18 protein-coding genes and 3 tRNA genes are annotated in these 18,126 nt (G+C 59.2%); 7 read left to right on the top strand and 14 right to left on the bottom strand.

Annotated elements, in window-relative coordinates:
* Positions 1-315 precede the first annotated feature (315 nt).
* Positions 316-1,488: a zinc-dependent alcohol dehydrogenase gene (locus tag M8Q45_RS12910; RefSeq protein ID WP_249875071.1), complete on the bottom strand. Its 1,173-nt coding sequence runs from the start codon at positions 1,486-1,488 to the stop codon at positions 316-318.
* On the bottom strand, positions 1,488-2,327 hold the full coding sequence (locus M8Q45_RS12905; protein ID WP_249875070.1) for an SRPBCC family protein: 840 nt from the start codon (positions 2,325-2,327) through the stop codon (positions 1,488-1,490). The genes M8Q45_RS12910 and M8Q45_RS12905 overlap by 1 nt, the downstream gene beginning before the upstream one ends.
* 338 nt (positions 2,328-2,665) lie before the next feature.
* Between M8Q45_RS12905 and M8Q45_RS12900 the strand changes: the two genes are divergently transcribed.
* Positions 2,666-2,739 (top strand) — tRNA-Cys (locus tag M8Q45_RS12900).
* A 194-nt stretch (positions 2,740-2,933) separates the two neighbouring features.
* Positions 2,934-3,020 (top strand) — tRNA-Leu (locus M8Q45_RS12895).
* Positions 3,021-3,124: 104 nt separating this feature from the next.
* Here the strand turns inward: M8Q45_RS12895 and M8Q45_RS12890 are convergent.
* Positions 3,125-3,487 carry an NUDIX hydrolase gene (locus M8Q45_RS12890; protein WP_249875069.1) on the bottom strand — a complete coding sequence of 121 codons (363 nt, stop codon included), beginning with the start codon at positions 3,485-3,487 and terminating at the stop codon, positions 3,125-3,127.
* Positions 3,488-3,708: 221 nt separating this feature from the next.
* Positions 3,709-4,002 (bottom strand): hypothetical protein, encoded by a 294-nt coding sequence (locus M8Q45_RS28460; RefSeq protein ID WP_349654623.1) that lies wholly within the window; start codon positions 4,000-4,002, stop codon positions 3,709-3,711.
* 34 nt (positions 4,003-4,036) lie between these two features.
* On the opposite strand from M8Q45_RS28460, the gene M8Q45_RS12880 reads away from it, so the two are divergent.
* A complete protein-coding gene (locus M8Q45_RS12880) occupies positions 4,037-4,264 on the top strand; it encodes a PLD nuclease N-terminal domain-containing protein (protein ID WP_249875068.1) in 228 nt (75 codons plus the stop codon).
* 23 nt (positions 4,265-4,287) lie between these two features.
* On the opposite strand, the gene M8Q45_RS12875 is transcribed toward M8Q45_RS12880, so the two are convergent.
* From M8Q45_RS12875 to M8Q45_RS12865, 3 genes are all read right to left on the bottom strand, one after another.
* Positions 4,288-4,713 (bottom strand): hypothetical protein, encoded by a 426-nt coding sequence (locus M8Q45_RS12875; RefSeq protein WP_249875067.1) that lies wholly within the window; start codon positions 4,711-4,713, stop codon positions 4,288-4,290.
* 118 nt (positions 4,714-4,831) lie between these two features.
* Entirely contained in the window at positions 4,832-5,062 is a 231-nt protein-coding gene (locus M8Q45_RS12870) for a hypothetical protein (RefSeq protein WP_181290176.1), read from the bottom strand.
* Positions 5,063-5,215: 153 nt separating this feature from the next.
* Positions 5,216-5,470 (bottom strand): DUF6555 family protein, encoded by a 255-nt coding sequence (locus tag M8Q45_RS12865; RefSeq protein ID WP_039588765.1) that lies wholly within the window; start codon positions 5,468-5,470, stop codon positions 5,216-5,218.
* 227 nt (positions 5,471-5,697) lie between these two features.
* Between M8Q45_RS12865 and M8Q45_RS12860 the strand changes: the two genes are divergently transcribed.
* Both M8Q45_RS12860 and M8Q45_RS12855 read left to right on the top strand, forming a co-directional pair.
* Positions 5,698-6,597, top strand: coding sequence for a polysaccharide deacetylase family protein (locus M8Q45_RS12860; protein ID WP_249875066.1), 900 nt, complete (start codon positions 5,698-5,700; stop codon positions 6,595-6,597).
* 113 nt (positions 6,598-6,710) lie between these two features.
* Positions 6,711-6,902 (top strand): DUF2188 domain-containing protein, encoded by a 192-nt coding sequence (locus tag M8Q45_RS12855; protein ID WP_249875065.1) that lies wholly within the window; start codon positions 6,711-6,713, stop codon positions 6,900-6,902.
* A gap of 54 nt (positions 6,903-6,956) precedes the next feature.
* Here the strand turns inward: M8Q45_RS12855 and M8Q45_RS12850 are convergent, their stop codons facing one another.
* From M8Q45_RS12850 to M8Q45_RS12840, 3 genes are all read right to left on the bottom strand, one after another.
* Positions 6,957-8,750, bottom strand: a complete 1,794-nt coding sequence (locus M8Q45_RS12850; protein WP_249875064.1) for a DAHL domain-containing sensor histidine kinase — start codon at positions 8,748-8,750, stop codon at positions 6,957-6,959.
* A gap of 270 nt (positions 8,751-9,020) precedes the next feature.
* Positions 9,021-9,875, bottom strand: a complete 855-nt coding sequence (locus M8Q45_RS12845) for an SPFH domain-containing protein (RefSeq protein ID WP_249877320.1) — start codon at positions 9,873-9,875, stop codon at positions 9,021-9,023.
* Between the two features lie 122 nt (positions 9,876-9,997).
* Positions 9,998-10,085 (bottom strand) — tRNA-Ser (locus M8Q45_RS12840).
* Between the two features lie 124 nt (positions 10,086-10,209).
* Between M8Q45_RS12840 and M8Q45_RS12835 the strand changes: the two genes are divergently transcribed.
* A complete protein-coding gene (locus M8Q45_RS12835; protein WP_181290172.1) occupies positions 10,210-10,881 on the top strand; it encodes a Bax inhibitor-1/YccA family protein in 672 nt (223 codons plus the stop codon).
* A 274-nt stretch (positions 10,882-11,155) separates the two neighbouring features.
* On the opposite strand, the gene M8Q45_RS12830 is transcribed toward M8Q45_RS12835, so the two are convergent.
* Complete coding sequence (locus tag M8Q45_RS12830; RefSeq protein ID WP_181290171.1) at positions 11,156-11,593, bottom strand: Lrp/AsnC family transcriptional regulator; 438 nt, start codon at positions 11,591-11,593, stop codon at positions 11,156-11,158.
* Between the two features lie 133 nt (positions 11,594-11,726).
* Between M8Q45_RS12830 and M8Q45_RS12825 the strand changes: the two genes are divergently transcribed.
* A complete protein-coding gene (locus tag M8Q45_RS12825; RefSeq protein ID WP_249875063.1) occupies positions 11,727-12,620 on the top strand; it encodes a DMT family transporter in 894 nt (297 codons plus the stop codon).
* A 13-nt stretch (positions 12,621-12,633) separates the two neighbouring features.
* On the opposite strand, the gene M8Q45_RS12820 is transcribed toward M8Q45_RS12825, so the two are convergent.
* The 3 genes from M8Q45_RS12820 to M8Q45_RS12810 all read right to left on the bottom strand — a co-directional run bounded on the left by M8Q45_RS12820 (position 12,634) and on the right by M8Q45_RS12810 (position 18,029).
* Entirely contained in the window at positions 12,634-14,259 is a 1,626-nt protein-coding gene (locus M8Q45_RS12820) for an NADP-dependent glyceraldehyde-3-phosphate dehydrogenase (protein ID WP_249875062.1), read from the bottom strand.
* Positions 14,260-14,414: 155 nt separating this feature from the next.
* Positions 14,415-15,317, bottom strand: a complete 903-nt coding sequence (locus tag M8Q45_RS12815) for an autotransporter domain-containing protein (protein WP_249875061.1) — start codon at positions 15,315-15,317, stop codon at positions 14,415-14,417.
* Between the two features lie 291 nt (positions 15,318-15,608).
* On the bottom strand, positions 15,609-18,029 hold the full coding sequence (locus tag M8Q45_RS12810) for an autotransporter family protein (protein ID WP_249875060.1): 2,421 nt from the start codon (positions 18,027-18,029) through the stop codon (positions 15,609-15,611).
* Positions 18,030-18,126: the final 97 nt, after the last annotated feature.

Genomic DNA, 18,126 nt, shown 5'->3' with positions numbered 1-18,126 from the left:
CGATAATGGCGCTGGGCTGCGACTCTCCGGTGAGATGCCGCTAACTCCGTGGCGAGGGAGCTTGCTCCCGCTGGGCTCTGTGTAGGAGCTGCCGAGCGAAGCGAGGCTGCGATCTTTTGATCTTTTGATCTTTTGATCTTTTGATCTTTTGATCTTTCGCTTCAGACTCAATCTGGCTTGGAAAGATCGCAGCCTCGCTTCGCTCGGCAGCTCCTACGAGAGACCGCCTGCGATCTTTTGATCCTTCAACGGGATACCGCCAACCGCAAAAGATCGCAGCCCAGCGGGAACAAGCTCTCTCCATGGGGCCGATCCTCACTCCGGCCGGAACACTGCTCGCAAACAATCCTGGCGTTTCTCCTTGAACAGCGCATAACCCTCCACCGATTGTTCCAGGCCCATGGGGTGAGTCAGGAGATAGGAGGGGTCCAGTTCGCCTTTCTGGATGTGCTCGAACAGCCGCTTCACATAACGCTGCCCCGGTTGCTGGCCGGAGCGCAAGGTCAGTGACTTGTTGACGATCGCCCCCATCGGGAATTTATCCAGCAAGCCGCCATACACCCCGACTACCGACACCGTCCCGCCCTTGCGGCAGGCGCGGATTGACTGGCGCAGCACCGTTCCGCGCTCGGTGTGCAGGCGCAGCATCTGTTTGGTCTTGTCGTAGAAATAATCGACTTCGGTGCCGTGGGCTTCCATGCCGACGCAATCGATGCAGCGATCCGGACCTCGGCCGCCGGTCAGTTCCAGCAGGGCGGCGTGTATGTCCGTGGTCTCGTAGTTCAGGGCGATGGCGCCGGCCTTTTCCTCGGCCAGGCGCAAGCGATCGGGGAAGCGGTCGATGGCGATCACCCGTTCGGCGCCCAACAGATAGGCGCTGGACATCGCCATCAACCCAACCCCGCCACACCCCCAGACCGCGACCGTATCGCCGCGCTGGATGCCCGCGTTATCGGCTGCGAAAAAGCCCGTGGGCACCGCGTCTGAGACGAATACAGCCTGCTCGTCGCTGACGCCCTCCGGAATGGTGAACAGGTTGACGTCGGCGAAAGGTACCCGGATATAAGTGGCGTGGCTGCCGGCATAACCGCCGAACGCATGGCTGTAGCCGATGATGCCGCAAGCCGGCTGGCCGTAGGCAATGTCCGTTGCGGTGGGGTTTGGATTGGAATTGTCGCAGCAGGAAAAGTCCGAGCGTTGGCAATGCTCGCATTCGCCGCAGCCAACAATCGACACCGTGACGACCCGGTCGCCTTTCTTGATTTGCGTGACAGCCGATCCGGTTTCCACCACTTCGCCCATGAACTCATGCCCAATGATGTCGCCGGCCTGCATGGTCGGCACGTAGCCGCCCAATAGATGCAAGTCCGAGCCGCACACCGAGGACAGGATCACCCGCACGATGGCATCGCGGGGGTTGAGAATGGACGGATCGTCGACGGTCTCGACTTGTAGCTTGTTGGGGCCTTGCCAAGTCAGTGCGCGCATCAGACGGTACCTCCGTTGAGTTCGGGTTTGTCAGTGGGGGAATCATTGGCCGGTAATTGCGTCGCGCTGGAAGCGGGGTGTACGAAGAGGAAATCCTTCGTCTGCGGATCGCGCATCTTGTTGGTGCTGATTTCGCCCGTTTCCAACTGCTGTTTTATGCTGCGCAACACGTTCAACAGGGCTTTGTCGGAGAACCGCGAGATGGCGGCGGCGAGTGCATAGCCGGCCGCGCCGAGGGGCGTCTCGCATGCCACGATGACTTTGATCTGCGTACCACGACCGGCCGGCGCATCGCTGAAATGCATCTGGATGTCGTGCTTGAAGCGTCTGTCCGGGCCGGCGATCCAATGCAGCTTGCGGCCTTCCTTGGGCTCGCACTGTTCGAGGTCACAATGCAGCGTCTTGTCCATCGGGCCATGGGCGACCCAGCGATAGGTCCGCTCGCCGGTCTGCTCGATGGTGTCGATCCACGGCATCAGCGCGCCAAGATTGGCCGGATCGCTGCAGAACGCATACACCGCCTCCCTGGGCTTGCCAATCGTGATACTGCGGGAAATCACCTTGCTGCCGTCCCAATCGCGATCCTGCTCGAACGTCTGCTCGAAGGGGCTGTGGGTCATGGCCCGCTTGATCCTGCAGGACCCGGAATAGGCTCGCCAGGTGGCGCACGCACCCAGCAGCAGTTGCGGCAAGCCCTTGAGTCCTCCCTGACGAAGACCGTTGGCAATCAGCAATGAGCCGGCCGCCAGCGACACCAGTCGCTCCGGCGTGCCGAGATTGGGATGGGAAGGCGTGGGGACCGGAGCCCGGCTCGCCACCAGTTTTGGGCGTTCAGTCATGATGGTTCTCCTTACTGATCCAGGGACGACATAAGGGATGAACCAAGGTAAAAGGCGGTTGTTCCGTTGGGGTCGGTGGTTTGCCGATGAGCTGGATAGGGGACTGGTTTTGGTTTGTTGCGTTGCCAGGAAAGACAGCCATCAGGTTGATTGCCAGGCAAATTTTTTTTGAAATCAAGGGGTTGTCAGCCTAGGCAAATGAGTACATAATTGCGCCCATCGAATGCATCGAGGCGTAAAAAACTTCAATGTTTTCAAGGGGATAGCTCGCTATTGGCGGCTGTATCCGGATAAGTTTTTATCCGTCTGATGTGGTTTCATGGCATCGGGCGTATTGAGGCCGAATAGCAAAATGGTTATGCAGTGGATTGCAAATCCACCTACGCCGGTTCGATTCCGACTTCGGCCTCCACTTTTAAAAAGCTCTGTAGATCCATGATCTACAGAGCTTTTTTATTTGCGGAGCAATGAAAGGTTTTGTCTTGAAAAGGGCAATGGCAACCTTGCTTCACCGGGGATGGATGTATATATTTCCCCCTCTGTTGTACCTGCCGCGAACCTGTCAGATACCTGTTTGCCAGTTTCACACGGCTTTACCGCGCTACCGCCCGAATGGCGAAACTGGTAGACGCATGGGACTTAAAATCCCCCGCTCGTAAGGGCGTGCCGGTTCGATTCCGGCTTCGGGCACCATCTAAAATCAAGGGTTTGCGAGCGAAAGCTAACGCAAGCCCTTGTTTGTTTTCGCTCCGCTATTTTGACGATGGTCCGCAATGACTGAAGGTGCTTTGCGACGTCTATAGCCTGCGCCGAAACGCCTCAAGTATCTCCCGCATTCCTTTTTTCATCTGCAACTGGGCAATGGACTCCAGCGGGTGCCACACACAGTCGCTGATTTCGTTCTGTGGCCTGGCCGCTGTCGAGTCGTTGACCGAAGCTTCGAACACGTGATGCTCGGTGCCGCCTTCACTGAACTGCATCAGATAAAGCAGGTGTTCGGCGCTCAGCCCGGTTTCTTCCGCCAGTTCCCTGAGGGCGGCATCGGCATGGGTCTCGCCGCGCTCGACGGTGCCACCGGGCAGGGCCCAGCGACGCTTGGGTTTACGCACCAGCAGGATGTGGCGATTTTCTTCACAGATGACGGTCGCTCGAATTTTCATACCCCGCCCAACCTCGACTGTCATCAAATTGCAATATTACTGCAATATTTGAGCCTTGCCCGATTCAAGTGTTCAACAAGGATTTCGTTGCCCCATGACCATAGGAACGCGGCCCATGGGAAAAGGCTGCGTTTATTTCGCGAACGGTTCGGGGGAGAGGGAGGATAGGCTGCGCCAACGACCGATCATCGCCAAAAATGAATCAGCGCCGAAAAAACGCATCAATGTTGGGTGGACTGGCCGGCCCCGTCGTGGGGGAGCGAGGAGAGATGACCACCGTTGAAGATTTCAAAGTCAAATCCCATGAGCTCTTGGTCGAGCTCGATGCAGCGACGTCGGAAATGATGGCGCTGATCTGTATCCATCAAATGTCCGGGACCGCCTGGGATGAGGCGGTTCGGCGTCAACACGAGGCCTATGAGCAATGGGTCGACTACCTGAACGAGCGCTTGTAGCTGCGCGATCGTCATCGCAATCAGCAGGCCAGATTCTTTGAACGGACCCACGGCGGCCATGCCTAATCCATAGACTGACAAGAGGATTAAGGCCATGTCTGAACTAGCCAGTTATTTCTGGATTGCCGTCGCGGTGTTGCTGTTGCTTGTGGATCTTTGGGCAATCGTCAGCGTCTTTCGGAGCGACAAGGCGGCTGGCACCAAGGCAGGCTGGGCACTGCTTCTGATCATCCTGCCTGTACTGGGCTTGATCATCTGGGGAGTGGCCGGGCCGCGAGGTGTCAAGAATCCGCCTTCATCGCCGGAGCACAGCAAGGGCTGACGCAGGCGAAGCGAGCCACCCGGTCAGCGGTTTTTCCATTGGCCGCCGGTGGTCTCGCAATCCTTCCGGGCCTGCTGGAGCTTTTGCGCGTCGTAGTAGTACCAGGTGACCTGCGCATTATCCGGGATATTCGCCGAACCTGCGTTTGGATCCTTGCTGGTGGAGTGTGGGTTGGCCAGGGCTTCTTGGGTCAATCGGGCTTGGCAGGTGGCCACATAGCCATCGGCGCAACGCTCGACGGGTTTCTTTTCGGTGCTCAACGTCCCCTTGCTTTCGTTGCTGCACGACCAGCCAATGGCTTGCGAAGGCACGCCCTTGTATTCATAACAACTGCGGGTTTCGATTTCCGGGACTGCCTGGCTTTGGGACCGGCTAAGGACCTCGCACCCTTGCGCCATGACGGTGGCAGGGCAGGCGCAGGCGATGAGCAGCAGGACTCTGGCATTCATGGTGGTTCTCCCTTTTGACGGCTGTTGCATCGATACCTATCAATATCGAGGGGCAAAGGAACGCCGTTGTTCCATCGGGTTTCAACCGGTGGAGTTCAGGGGGAACCGGTGTGGCGCGTCAGCGAAACTTTGGCAGTGGGCGTTCCGCAGGCTTGAGGGAAGACAAGGCGCTCTGGATCGAAGGGGCATCTTTTTCGATGTCATTGAGTCGGTCGCGGATGCGCACTGCGGCGGGGTGTCCGCCCTGGTGGTCGACCCAGTCGGCGATTTCCTTGCAGGCTGCTGTCAGTCGCGCCTGGCGCGATTCCAGTAAGGTAAGCAGGGTGGTGATGGACTCTTTTTCGGACATGTCACACCTCCATTCAAGTTTGAAAAAAGGGCAGCACGACGCCCGTCGATGATGACGGCTCATGCTGAGGTTAAGCGTAGTTGAGTTATTTGCGATCTGTCGAAGAATCCGGCGCACGACTGGACAGTCGGTGCGCCGGGAACCTTGTTTGATTCAGCCAGACTCCTTGACCCAGGATGGCGCGACGGAGGCTCGCCAGCGCACATCGGTAATGCCATATTTCTCTGCCATGGGTTTGGAAACCCGCTTGACCTTCTCCCTGCCGAATTTGGGTATGCGCCCAACACCCGCGTCGCAACTGGCCCAATGCCAAGCTTCGGAGTTATTCATCACTTCCGCGCGAATGATGAAAGACTTGGGCTCGCCATGGAGCATGTAGTCGATGATGTAAAGCGATGGACCGCCCATAAATCCTCCCTAATTGATCCTATACGGATGGATACGGAGGCGTTCGGAAAATTCCATCGGATTTCCAGACGGTCAAGGCCGTGTGTGACAGAGAGGCGTCGCGCGTTGCAAAACAACCGTGCTCACGGTGTGGAACCAAACCCGGGTAACCTTCTCCAAGGTGAGCTTGAAAGCACCGGTGCCAGGGATCGAAGGCGACGCAATGTGGCACTGAATAAAGGCAAGACATGAAAAAAATCGCCTGGGCGCTGGTCGTGGCGCTTCTCGCCAGTGGCCTGTCGGGTTGCATCAGCTCGCCCATCGAACTGACCGCGCAGACTGAACAACGCTTGCGTGCGCAACCTCCCATCCGTTTCCTGCTGACATTCGATGACGGCCCCAGCGCATCATCCTTATGGAACCCGAGCGACGAGGTCCTGGATGCCTTGGCGCAGAACCCGGTCCAGCCTGGGATCAAGGCGGTATTTTTTGTCCAGACGCGAGGGCCACGAGCCGGCGGCAGTGAAATTGGCCGCTCGATCATGCGCCGTGAGCACTTGGAAGGGCATGTCCTTGGCTTTCATACGGCCACCCATTGGCACACCAACCATCGGTTCCTCGATCCTGACGAGTTGGAGCAGTCCCTCGATAACGGCGAAGGCGATATCGCTGCGGTCACGGGCGCGCCGCCCAGCCTGGTGCGGCCGCCGTTCTGGAGCTACGACAAACGCACCTTCGCCGCCTACCAACGTCATGGGATGCACGTATTGCTGACAGACCTGAGCGCCAACGACGGCAAGGTCTGGGGCATCACCCTGAGTCCGCGCCGGCGGATGAACCTGACGCGCCAGCTCTCGGAAGTACGCGAGCGTATCGCTGACGGACAGTTGCCTGTGGTCGATGGGGTGATTCCAGTCGTCGTGACCTTCCATGATCTCAACCGGTACACTGCTCGTCACACTCGGGAGTACCTGGAGATTCTGCTCGACAGCGCCAGGCTCACCGGCTTGAAAACCGATGCCAAACCCTTTTACGACGACCAGCAGATGCTGGAACGGGCGGCCATGGCCCGCACGGTCAGGGACACGTCCCAACCGGTGCATCTGCCGGGTTTATGGGATTGGCTGTGGGATTCGGATTCCCATTGAGGCATTTGAACGCTCCCTGCTTGCGCGTGAATTGCGACGCTCGGTCGGCCGACCTGTGTCAACCGGTAGTAAGGTAGGCAACGCAACCCCGTTTTCCCAAGGAGGTTAGGTCTATGAGTACTGCAATGTTGACGAAAATGCACATCAATGGCTATGACGTGCTCAGCGTAAACAGTGGCCCCTGGAAGGTGTGCACCCAGGCTGACCGGCTGGGGTCCTTTGCTACGCGCGAAGAGGCGCTGGCCTATGCCGCCGCGTTGCCGACCAGGAGACCACGTCGCGTGCGCCCTGGGAACATCCAGTAGCCAGGTGCAACGGCTGCACGGCGAGCATCAATGCCCGCCGCGCAGCCCAGTTGGTCAAGCGTCCGCCAATTCCAGCGGAATTTCGAGCGTAAACAGGGCGCCTTGCCCTGGCCCATCACTGTGGACGTAGAGGCGGCCATTCATTTCCACGGCGGCCAACGCACAGCTATGCAACCCGAACCCATGGCCGTCCTTGCGGGTGGTGAAGCCATGATTGAAGATCCGGGCCTGGTTCTCCGGTGCGATGCCTTCGCCGCGATCCTTGACGCTGATGTGCAATGTCGTCGGGTCGACGATGCGGATGCCCAGTGTCATTTCCCGTGGATGATCAACATGAGACATGGCGAACTTGGCGTTGCTGATCAGGTTGATCAGGATCAGCAGCAAGCGGTGTTTATCGCCCATGATCTGCGGGCTGTCCTGATAATCCTTGATCACCGTGACATGGTGCCGACTCAGCGCGCCCGAGTTCATGCGTAGCGCATCTTCGAACAAATCGCTGACCTTCAGCGGCTCGATCAGCCGGGCAGCACCGGCATAGGTTTGTTGTGTCGTAACGATTTCCTTGATGTGGTCGATGCTCTTGGTCAACTGCGCCAGTTCGTCAATAAGTTGCACTTGCTCGTTGGCAATGGAATCCACCAGCTCATTGAAATAGCGAGGCAACAACTTGCCTTTTTCGTCCTCGGTGATGAATTGGCCCAGGTCGGTGGCATGTTCATTCATCATCCTGACGGCTTTTCCCAAGCCCTGCGTCTTACTGTTCTTCAACTTGCGCGTCACCAGTTCGGCCGAAATATTCACGCTGTTGAGGACGTTGCCGACGTTGTGCAACACGTTGGTGGCGATCTCCGCCATGCCTGCCATGCGCGCTGCGTCCACCAACTCCCGCTCGGCCTCCTTCAGCGCGCGGGTTCGCTCTTGTACGCGCTCTTCCAGCCGATCATTGGCGGTTTGAAGTTCATGGTTGATCTGATTGATGACTGAATAACTGCGCACCAGCCGCACGGCCAGGTAGATCATCAGAAGCGCCATCAGGCTGGCGCACACGGCGAGGTACATATGGTATTGGCGGTCTGTCGCGGCCGTCCGGCGCTGGGTTTCGTTCAGCAATTCGTTGATGCTGTCCAGCTCCTGGGCCACCGGGATCACGCTGATGCGGTCCAGCAGGTCGTTGACCAGCGGCTGTTCCTGGATGACGGTGTTGGCGTGCTGTGTCAGGGAGACAAAAACGGGCCGGTAGGAGGCGGGCAGTTGCTCAATCGCACGTTCGAGTTCGCTTAATTGAGCCTGCACTTCCCTCGCTTTATCCGACGTCACGTAAAGCGCGTATTCCGAGGTGGTCAGCGCCAGATCGAGCACACTGGAGGCCATGGTCAGGCGAGTTGCTTCGCTGCCGGACGTCTTGTCCTGCAGCAAGGTTTGAATCTCATCCTCGACGGTCGGAAGTTCGTCCAGGGACTTGCGCAGGTTGGCGTTGTGTTGTTCGAACTGCTCTACCAGCAGGCGCTTGTTCTGGACGGCCTCTACATAACCCTGGCGGCGTGATGCCCAAAGCGATGCCAAGGGGCCCGAATTGTTAAGCCGTTCCAATTGCTCCCAACGACTCTGTGCTTCAGGCGGTGGGGCCAGGGACAGGTTGTTGTTGACGCCGATCTTCTTCCTGAGGATTTTCACATTCCAGTTGGCGTCGGCCTGTTTGAGCTGGCGAATGAAATCACGCGATTCGAAATAGGTCGATGAATCGTACGTATAGGACTTGATCAAAAAGAAAATCAACGCCGAGAAAACAACCAGCGCCGCGGCCAACAGGGCGGGCCATTTGTATTTCCTGATAAGAATGGTCACGTGTTTCTCCTGTCCAGGACGGCTGCCGAAGCAGGTGCCGGGTGGGGGAGTGAAAAGCGGTTATTGGTACGAAGGGCGGAGGGAGGCGTATTGCGCAAGCGTTGCGTTGGTTTTTTGCCTGGGTACACGTTGAGCTCCCTGCTAACGGTAAACGTCTGGTCGTCAGTGAGCAAAGTGTAGCGTCAACCAACGAGGGGGCGATGTTTGTTCGGCTGCGTTGCGCAGGCCGGGTAGCGGAGGCGCGGCCAGAATTGGCCGCGCCGATGCAACTTATTTCAGGTCGATAAAAGGCAGTGCGCTGTTTGGCAGCATGGTGGTCGGCAATTCGCCGTTCCAGCGCTCGGCCTTGGTCAGCTCAACCAGGTTCTGGTTGCTGGCCAGCGCCTGGGCACGAGCCTTGATCGCCTCGGCTTCAGCCCTGCCGCGAAGCTCGGTGGCCAGGGCGTCCGCCTTGGCCTGGGCCACTTGCGAATCGGCCTCCGCCTGGGCCTGGGTCACGCGAATCTGGGCCTGGACCTGTTCAGTGGCGAGTTGTTGCTCGCGAGTCTTCACCTGGACTTCCGCTGCCATGCGCGCTTCGATGGCTTTTTCATAGGCGTCGCTGAAATCGATGTTTTCAACCTGGACGCTGTCGATGATCACCGGTCCGGTAATCGTCGATTTGATCGCGGCGGAAATATCATTGACCAACTGGACCCGGTTCTGCACGGCGGCGACGGCGTTGAACTTGCCGAACACGTTCTCCACCTGTGTCGGCACCTGCCGGCTGATCATCCGGTCGCGAATACCTTCCAGGTCCTTGAACTGGGTGTAGACCTTCGCCACGTCGGAAGGCGCGATGTGCCAGGACACCGAAACCTTGAGCTCGGCTGATTGCTGATCCTTGCTGTAGGCCTGCAGATCGTCGTACGACGTGACCTGGCTCTGGGTGCTGATCAGGCGGACCGATTCGATAAAGGGCGTCTTGAACGACAGCCCCGGCTCAACCACCCCGACCAGTGCGCCGTTACGCAGAAGCACGCCGCGCTCGGTTTCATCAACCGTGTACCAACTGCCGAAGAAGACACACAACAGGGCCACGCCGACAATGGCTGCGCCGATCGAACCGATGGTTTTACTGGTCACTTTACTTTCCTTGAGTGGTTTAGGAGATGGCATGCACTGTTTCCTTTGTGAAGACCGTCACTGTTTTTTCAAACGCCAGACACGAAAAAGCCCTGACAAGTCAGGGCTTTAACATTCAAATATGGCGGAGGCGATGGGATTCGAACTCATGGACCTGTTACAGTCGACGGTTTTCAAGACCGTTGCCTTAAACCACTCGGCCACACCTCCGTATTGCGTTGCGGGCGCCATAATACCCGAATGAAACACACTGTCAAACTCTCTACGTAGCTTGTTACAGAGCGTCTGTTATGATCCTTGCCACTGAATGTTTCAAAACCGGAGGAGTGTCGCCATGCGCGAACAGGATTACGCAGTGAACAACAGCGTGCAGGCTGAGCAGCTAGAAGTTAGCCGCGTCCTGCGCAACACTTATGGCCTGCTGGCACTCACGCTCGCTTTCAGCGGTGTGATGGCCTACGTCGCACAACAGATGCGTGTCGGTTACCCGAACATCTTCGTTGTGCTGATCGGTTTCTACGGCCTTTTCTTCCTCACCAACAAGCTCCGTGATTCGGCCTGGGGCCTGGTTTCGGCTTTCGCCCTGACCGGCTTCATGGGCTACCTGCTCGGCCCGATCCTCAACCGTTACCTGGGCATGCAGGGCGGCGCCGAAGTGGTCAGCTCGGCCTTCGCCATGACCGCCCTGGTGTTTGGCGGCCTGTCGGCCTACGTGCTGATCTCCCGCAAGGACATGAGCTTCCTGAGCGGTTTCATCACTGCGGGTTTCTTCGTGTTGCTGGGTGCGGTAGTGGCCAGCTTCTTCTTCCAGATCAGCGGCCTGCAACTGGCGATCAGCGCCGGCTTCGTGCTGTTCTCGTCGGTCTGCATCCTTTATCAGACCAGCGCGATCATTCATGGCGGCGAGCGTAACTACATCATGGCGACCATCAGCCTGTATGTATCGATCTACAACCTGTTTGTCAGCTTGCTGCAGTTGTTCGGGTTGATGGGGCGTGATGACTGATATTGCCAGAATGCCTGGTGAGCTGTTGATTTGAGAGACGGCGCTTTTCCGAAAGGAGGGCGCCGTTTTTTTTGGTTTGGATGGGGTGTATATCCGTTTACGGCAGTCACAGCCCTTATGCACATCGCCGTCCCTTGTGGGAGCGAGCCTGCTCGCGAAGGCGATGTAACAGCCAATGATGATGTCGGATGTGCTGGCCTCTTCGCGAGCAAGCTCGCTCCCACAGCGGAAACACGGTGCGACACTGAACCAGGTCGGCCTCCACCAACGAAGCTCACCCCATCGGCGGCAATCGCCGCTTCACCGGCGTCTTCTTGACAATTGCCGTATTGGTCTCCGCAAGCACATTCAACTTGTCCAGCAACACATCCAACTGTTCCATCGACCGTACATGCAGCCGTGCGATGAAACAGTCCTCGCCCGTCACCTTGTCGCATTCGGTAAATTCACCGATGGCCTGGATCTGTCGCTCCACCTCCTGCAACTGCCCCGCCAGCGGACGAATCCGCACGATGGCCTGTAGCTGATAACCAAAACACTTCGGATCGACCTCAACCGTGTAGCCCCTGAGCACGCCACGTTCTTCGAGTCGTCGCAGGCGCTCGGCTACGCTGGGGGAGGACAGGCCGCTCAGGTTCGCCAGGGCCTTGAGCGAGCGCCGGGAGTCTTCCATCAAGGCGCTGATGAGGATTTGGTCGATGTCGTCAGTCATTTCGGCTCCGTTAGGCAAATACGTGAAGCTGCCTTGATAAAAAAGGTGGAAAGCCAGTTTAGCCTTTTCCACGCCATGGAGAAGCGGCCCGGTGGATGGGCATACTGTGCTCACTTAACGAAGGAGCCCGAAGATGGACAAGACCTTACGCCGCGGTTCGCTCGAAATGACCGCCGCCATGCTGATTTCCGGAACCATAGGCTGGTTCGTGCTGGTCTCGGGCCAGCCTGTGCTGGATGTGGTGTTCTGGCGTTGCGTGTTTGGCGCCGGCACGCTGCTGTTGATTTGCGCGGGTCTTGGCTTCTTGCGCCGGGACATTCTGACCCGCACGACCTTCTTGCTGGCGGTGCTCAGCGGCGTGGCAATCGTCGGTAACTGGGTCTTGTTGTTCGCGTCCTATTCCCGCGCTTCGATTGCTATCGGTACGGCGGTTTACAACGTCCAGCCATTCATGTTGGTGGGGCTGGCGGCGTTGTTCCTGGGGGAGAAAATCACGGCGCAGAAGCTGTTCTGGCTGGCGGTTTCGTTTCTCGGGATGCTGGCGATCGTCAGTGCCCATGGGGAACAAGGGCAGGGGGGCGGGAACTACCTGGTGGGTATCGCCTTGGCGCTTGGGGCGGCCTTGTTGTACGCGATCGCGGCGCTGATCATCAAACGCCTGACGGGCACGCCACCGCATTTGATCGCGCTGATCCAGGTGAGCACCGGGGTATTGCTGCTGGGGCCATGGGCGAATTTCTCGGCGCTGCCGCAGCAGCCAGAAGCCTGGGCCAGCCTGGTGGCCTTGGGGATGATTCACACGGGCGTGATGTACGTGCTGTTGTACAGCGCGATCCAACGGTTGCCGACTGCCGTGACGGGCGCGCTGTCCTTTATCTACCCGATCGCGGCGATCTTCGTCGACTGGTTCGCCTTCGGTCATCGCCTCGAACCGCTGCAATGGCTGGGCGTGGCGGCGATCCTGCTGGCGGCTGCCGGCATGCAGCAGGGCTGGGGCCTCAAGTGGCGCCGCGCAGCCCTGTCCTGAACAACGGAGGCGGTCAGAAGATGTAATCGGTGGTCAGGAAGTTTGAATCCCGTTCCCGGATGATGTCGCTGATCAATGCCTTGTTGTTCTCCTGGAACTTGGTCGCCACCAATGTGCGGATCGAAAAGGTGCGCAGGGCATCGTGCACCGACAACGTGCCTTCGGCGGAGTTTTTCCGGCCATTGAACGGGAAGGTGTCGGGGCCGCGCTGGCACTGGGCGTTGATGTTGATGCGCCCGACCTGGTTGGCAAAGGTGTCCACCAGCTTGCCGACTTCGGCCGGGTGGGTGCCGAAGATGCTCAGTTGCTGGCCGAAGTCCGACTCCAGTACGTAATCGATCACGGTGTTGAGGTCGCGATACGGCACGATGGGCACCACCGGGCCGAACTGTTCTTCGTGATAGACCCGCATCGCCGTGTTCACCGGGTAGAGCACGGCCGGATAGAAGAACGAAGCCCTGGATTCTCCGCCGTGCTGGTTCATGACGCCCGCGCCTTTGGCGATCGCATCGGCCACCAGCGAATGCAAATAATCGACCTTGCCGGCTTCCGGCAACGGCGTCAGGGCCACGCCATCTTCCCAAGGCATCCCGGGTTTCAAGGCGGCGAGCTTGGCATTGAATTTCTCGATGAACGCCGGGGCGACGTCTTCGTGAACAAACAGAATCTTCAGTGCCGTGCAGCGTTGGCCGTTGAATGACAGCGAACCGGTCAGCGCCTCGCTGACGGCGTTATCCAGGTCGACATCGCGCAGCACCAGGCCGGGGTTCTTGGCATCCAGCCCCAGGGCGGCACGCAGGCGATGTGGGCGCGGATGAAGTTTCTTGAGGTCGCTGGCGGCTTTGTTGGTGCCGATGAACGCGAAGATGTCGATCTTGCCACTGGCCATCAGCGCGCTGACGGTTTCTCGCCCGCTGCCGTAGATCACATTGATGACCCCGGCCGGAAAGCTGTCGCGAAAGGCTTCCAGCAACGGGCGGATCAGCAGCACGCCAAGCTTGGCCGGCTTGAATACCACGGTGTTGCCCATGATCAGCGCGGGAATCAGCGTGGTGAAGGTTTCGTTCAGCGGATAGTTGTAGGGGCCCATGCACAGGGCAACGCCCAGGGGGACGCGTCGGATCTGTCCAAGGGTGTCCTGCTCCAGTTCGAAGCGGCTGGAGCGACGGTCCAGTTCCTTGAGGGCATTGATGGTGTCGACGATGTAGTCGCAGGTGCGGTCGAATTCCTTCTGGGAGTCCTTCAGGTTCTTGCCGATCTCCCACATCAGCAGCTTGACCACCGCTTCACGTTGCTCACGCATGCGCGCCAGGAAGGTTTCGACATGACGGATGCGTTCGGCGACGCGCATCGTCGGCCATGTGCCTTGGCCGCGATCATAGGCCCGGACGGCGGCGTCGAGCGCGGTGAGTGCTGTCTCGGCATCCAGCAGCGGTGTGCTGCCGAGGATGACCTGTTCATCGCCACCGGGGCTTGCCAGGTAAACCGGGCTGCGCACGGTGGCCAGGGGGCCTTGCCAGGTTCTCAGTACGCCATCGACCAGGTATTCCCGTTGTTCGACCGGGTCACCGAGACGGTAGGCCTGCGGAATATCGGTGGCGCTGGGGAATAAATCGGAAAGTAGGTTGGCTGTGGTCATATCGTTACTCCATCAATGAAATGAGCCATGGGCTGACAGTCTGCAGCGCTTTTAGCGTTATACGCCTTAATGGAGGTGTTTTCGAAGCGGCAAGGGGCGGGCGGCCGGGCTGCCTGCTCCCTCGCAGGGAATGCATCGAAGAGAAAGGCGGGCGTTTACCAACGCATCCGCACGCCCAGGCTGGCGATGACGCCGTTGAGGTCGTTGTCATCGACGTCACTGCTGTAGTCGGCGCTGACATACAGGCTTACCACCGGCGTCACCCGGGCGACCAGGCCCAAGCCCACCTCAACGGTAGAAGACTTGCGGCTGCTGCTGATCTTGTCGACCTTGTCCAGGCTCAGGGTGTCGGCGCTCTGGACCCTGTGCCAGAGGTTCGTGCGCACGTAGGGCTCGACGCCCAGGCCGTTGACTTGATAGTTGCCTTTGAGCCGGGCGCCGACGCGGCCGCTCCAGGTGCTCAGTTCACTGCTGTCACGCTCGTCACGGGAAGACGTATCCAGGCTGACGCGTTGATTGATCAACTGTGCCTGGGGCTCGACCACCCAGTTGTCACTGATGCCGATGGGAAATCCACCTTCGACCGACAATGTGACGGCACTGCCTTCGGCGGCCTGGCGCTGGCCCTGTTCATTCAGGCTGAAGCCATTGATCCGCCCACCGCTTGCGCTCAGGTCGACGTGCCAGCCTGCGGGGCCGGTCAGGCTCCAATAAGCGCCAAGGTTTTCACCCTTCAGACTCAGGGAATCCTGGCCCGGCTCGGCCAGCACAGGGGGTACGAGCATTCCGCCGCGATTGGCTGTGATCTGGCTCTGGCCACTGATCAGACCCATGCGCTGGGTGTGGCCGCTGACGTTTCGCAGGGTGAACAGCGCGGGGCTTCTGCCCGGGACGGGGTCATTGCTCGCCTGGCTGCCGGAGGATGTCCGGCCATACCAGGGTGCTGTGAGGGGATCTTCCAGTTCGGCCTGAACTTGCATCGACGAGCACAGCAACAAGGAAGTCGAGACGGTGCAGAAGGTGGTTTTCAATTCCTGTGGGCGGGGGGACGTTTTCATGGGGGTCTGCCTTGCAATCGCATGCATTTCTCGCTTGGGGCGTCTCTCCTACCCCGAATGAGGGGCGACCGAATGGGATGAGGCAAACCTCTGGCGGCCCGCGATGGCGGGTTCCAGAGGCCTGCCCCTGACTGTGTTCCGGGGGGTAGTACGTTGTAGTCAAGTGGACCGTTGCGGTCACGTCAAGAAATTGGCCGACAAATGGCAGAGTGAAATCACACGGTGTTAACCGATTGATTTTTAGTCCATAAAAACGACTCTATTCGGGCGTCAAAATCTCGTTTTCTCGTCTCACCAACTGATCCGCACGCCAACATTTCCAGCCATGCTGCGCTGCTGATTGCTGTCGAGGTTATTGCTGTAGTCCACGCCCGCGTAGACACTGGTCGTAGGCGCAAGGCTCACGATGACACCGACGCCCAAGTCCGCCGTGGAGGCCCGTTGTTCGGTCTCGATGCGTTGGGTGTCGTCGAATGTCACCGCATCGGTGCCCACAAAAGTGTGCCAGATGTTCGCTCGCAGATAGGGCTCGACGGGCATGCCGCTGACTCGATAAGAGCCTTTGAGCCGCGCGCCCAGGCGTCCGGTCCAGGTGCTGTCGGAATCGAACTCGACCTTGGAAATCCCATCGTCCTGGCTGTCCAGGGAGATTGTCTGATGGATGATCTGGGCCTGGGGTTCGAGGACCCAGCCGCCAGCGACTGCAAACGGATAGCCAGCCTCCGCCGACAGGGTCAAGGCATGCCCACGGTTGTCGATTTTTACCCCGCGTTCAGAGCGATTATCGCCGTTCAAGCGAGTGCCCATCACCACCGTATCGACGTAACCACCGGAGGGATCGATCAGGGTCCAGTAGAGGCCATAGCTGTCACCGTCGAGCTCGACCTTGCCGGCGCGCCGACCTTCGAAACCGAGGTTGAAGCCGTCGACGTTGCCGTTCAACTCCGTATGCCCGACAAAGAAGCCGATGCGCTGGGTCTGCTCGCCAGAGGTCGGCGCGGCATACAGATCGTGACCCACCTGGAAGCCTTTGATGGAGCCGTCGAGCCGCGGTGAAACCGTGCCGGCCCAGGTCTGATCGAGGTCCTTGCCATAAGCTCGGCCCCAACCCGCGCCAAACGCGCCGGTTTCCGTCAGCAGGCGTTGATCGCCCTGGCGATCATGGAACGTGCCCAGGGCCATCAGCGTCAGTTGCGCCGCCGCCGGGGGCAATACCGACCAGGTCGGTACTTCCGGGCGATACAGCGGAATCGGCGCGGCGCCTGGTACGGCGACTGGCAAGGGCGGCAGCGTTGGGCTGGGCGCGGCCACCGGGCCGGCCACTACCGTTGAGCGCAGGTACCAATTGTTGGCATTGCCGGTCACGCCGCCCTTGAACAGCCGGTAATCAAACGCGCCCGCCGAGACCGATTGCGCCAAGGAGAAGGCACTGCTGTCGCTGACGGCACCCCCCTGGGCCTGGACGAGCTCGATGCCGTCCTGGGCGGTCAAGGCACCGGAGCCCCCCAGGTTCGTGACGGTAATGGCCGTGCTGCCAGTGAGCATGCCACCGTTGACGATCAGTTTGTCGCTCGGTGAGTCATCGGCCCCTAGCACCGTTTGCAGGCGCAACTGGCCGCCGTTGCCTGCGTAATTGCCTTGCACGGTGAGGGTATCGTTGGTGCGGGTGTTACCGCTGGCAAGATCAATTGTCCCGGCGTTGTCGAGTGTGGTCATCTGCCCTGCGGTGAACGGCGCGATGATGCCTTGAGTCGCTGTCAGCACGCTGCTGCTGTCGATTTCAACCACCCCCGTGCCGGTCGTGCTGTCGCCCAGAACAAGCGTATCGCCCAGGTCCAGGCGTGAGCCCTGGGAAAGCTTGACGGTCTCAAAATTGACATAGCGGGCGCCCATGCTCGAAGTGGTGCCCTCAAGCGTAAGAGCGTCCTGGCCCAACCCGCCGTCTACCCGTGGCGTGACGCTCAACACCGCCTCATCGAGGGTGCGCAACGACGCTGTGTCGTTGCCGTCGCCCATCAAAATGGCCGAGCGGATCAGACCGCCGCTCCACTCCAATCGGTCACTGCCAAGGCTGGTGCGGACTTCACCAACGATCTCACCACCGCTCACGCTGATGCTGTCATCGCCATCGCTGACACTGATGTTGCCGCCAATGCGTCCTCCCGACACGATGATGGTGTCCTGGCCGAAACCCGTCACCAAGTTGCCAATGATATTACCGTCCGACATGTCGAAGACATTGTCATCAAGCTTCATGTTCACTCGTCCGATGGTGCCACCGGTCATCTTGGCGACGTCGCCGTCTTCGAAAGCGCCGACGATGGTGCCGCCGGTCATCAGGAACCTGTCGATGCCATCGCCCTGTGACAGGGACAGAATTTGGCCGCCGTTCATTTCGAACACGTCTTCTTCGGAACCTTGCTCGACGTCACCGTCGATCACGCCGTTGGCATTGATCAGAATGCGGTCGTTTCCGGCGTTGAAGGTAACGTCGCCCTGGATAAGGCCGCTGCCTGAGACGGTCAGGTCGTTGTTTCCCGACAGGTCAGTCAGGCCCGCGGCGGCGGGTGCGCTGTCGCAAACATAGGTGTCGTCGCCTGCCGTGGGTACCAGCGTGCAAGCCGCCATGGTGGACGAGACGGGCAGCAGGAGCGGAGCTGCCACCCACAAGACATTCAACAAGCGATTGAAATACCGATCGCGCCGACTCATGTGCTATCCCTCTGCATGGGCATCCATGGCATGCCGGTTTCAGCATGGGTTGCACGACAGATGGCACACAGGACCCGGCAACGCTCGCTGTATGGAT

The organism is Pseudomonas sp. T1.Ur, assembly GCF_023516725.1.
GTDB classification, from domain to species: Bacteria; Pseudomonadota; Gammaproteobacteria; order Pseudomonadales; family Pseudomonadaceae; genus Aquipseudomonas; species Aquipseudomonas alvandae.
Note: the sequence above shows the minus strand (reverse complement) of the source record. Positions and strands in the feature narration are given on the sequence as shown.

Coding starts and splice junctions, on each gene's coding strand:
- M8Q45_RS12810 (WP_249875060.1), bottom strand. CDS start 18,029: ATGAGTCGGCGCGATCGGTATTTCAATCGCTTGTTGAATGTCTTGTGG.
- M8Q45_RS12865 (WP_039588765.1), bottom strand. CDS start 5,470: ATGGGCGGTCCATCGCTTTACATCATCGACTACATGCTCCATGGCGAG.
- M8Q45_RS12855 (WP_249875065.1), top strand. CDS start 6,711: ATGAGTACTGCAATGTTGACGAAAATGCACATCAATGGCTATGACGTG.
- M8Q45_RS28460 (WP_349654623.1), bottom strand. CDS start 4,002: ATGGCCGCCGTGGGTCCGTTCAAAGAATCTGGCCTGCTGATTGCGATG.
- M8Q45_RS12860 (WP_249875066.1), top strand. CDS start 5,698: ATGAAAAAAATCGCCTGGGCGCTGGTCGTGGCGCTTCTCGCCAGTGGC.
- M8Q45_RS12815 (WP_249875061.1), bottom strand. CDS start 15,317: ATGAAAACGTCCCCCCGCCCACAGGAATTGAAAACCACCTTCTGCACC.
- M8Q45_RS12905 (WP_249875070.1), bottom strand. CDS start 2,327: ATGACTGAACGCCCAAAACTGGTGGCGAGCCGGGCTCCGGTCCCCACG.
- M8Q45_RS12820 (WP_249875062.1), bottom strand. CDS start 14,259: ATGACCACAGCCAACCTACTTTCCGATTTATTCCCCAGCGCCACCGAT.
- M8Q45_RS12875 (WP_249875067.1), bottom strand. CDS start 4,713: ATGAATGCCAGAGTCCTGCTGCTCATCGCCTGCGCCTGCCCTGCCACC.
- M8Q45_RS12910 (WP_249875071.1), bottom strand. CDS start 1,488: ATGCGCGCACTGACTTGGCAAGGCCCCAACAAGCTACAAGTCGAGACC.
- M8Q45_RS12825 (WP_249875063.1), top strand. CDS start 11,727: ATGGACAAGACCTTACGCCGCGGTTCGCTCGAAATGACCGCCGCCATG.
- M8Q45_RS12830 (WP_181290171.1), bottom strand. CDS start 11,593: ATGACTGACGACATCGACCAAATCCTCATCAGCGCCTTGATGGAAGAC.
- M8Q45_RS12880 (WP_249875068.1), top strand. CDS start 4,037: ATGTCTGAACTAGCCAGTTATTTCTGGATTGCCGTCGCGGTGTTGCTG.
- M8Q45_RS12835 (WP_181290172.1), top strand. CDS start 10,210: ATGCGCGAACAGGATTACGCAGTGAACAACAGCGTGCAGGCTGAGCAG.
- M8Q45_RS12870 (WP_181290176.1), bottom strand. CDS start 5,062: ATGTCCGAAAAAGAGTCCATCACCACCCTGCTTACCTTACTGGAATCG.
- M8Q45_RS12890 (WP_249875069.1), bottom strand. CDS start 3,487: ATGAAAATTCGAGCGACCGTCATCTGTGAAGAAAATCGCCACATCCTG.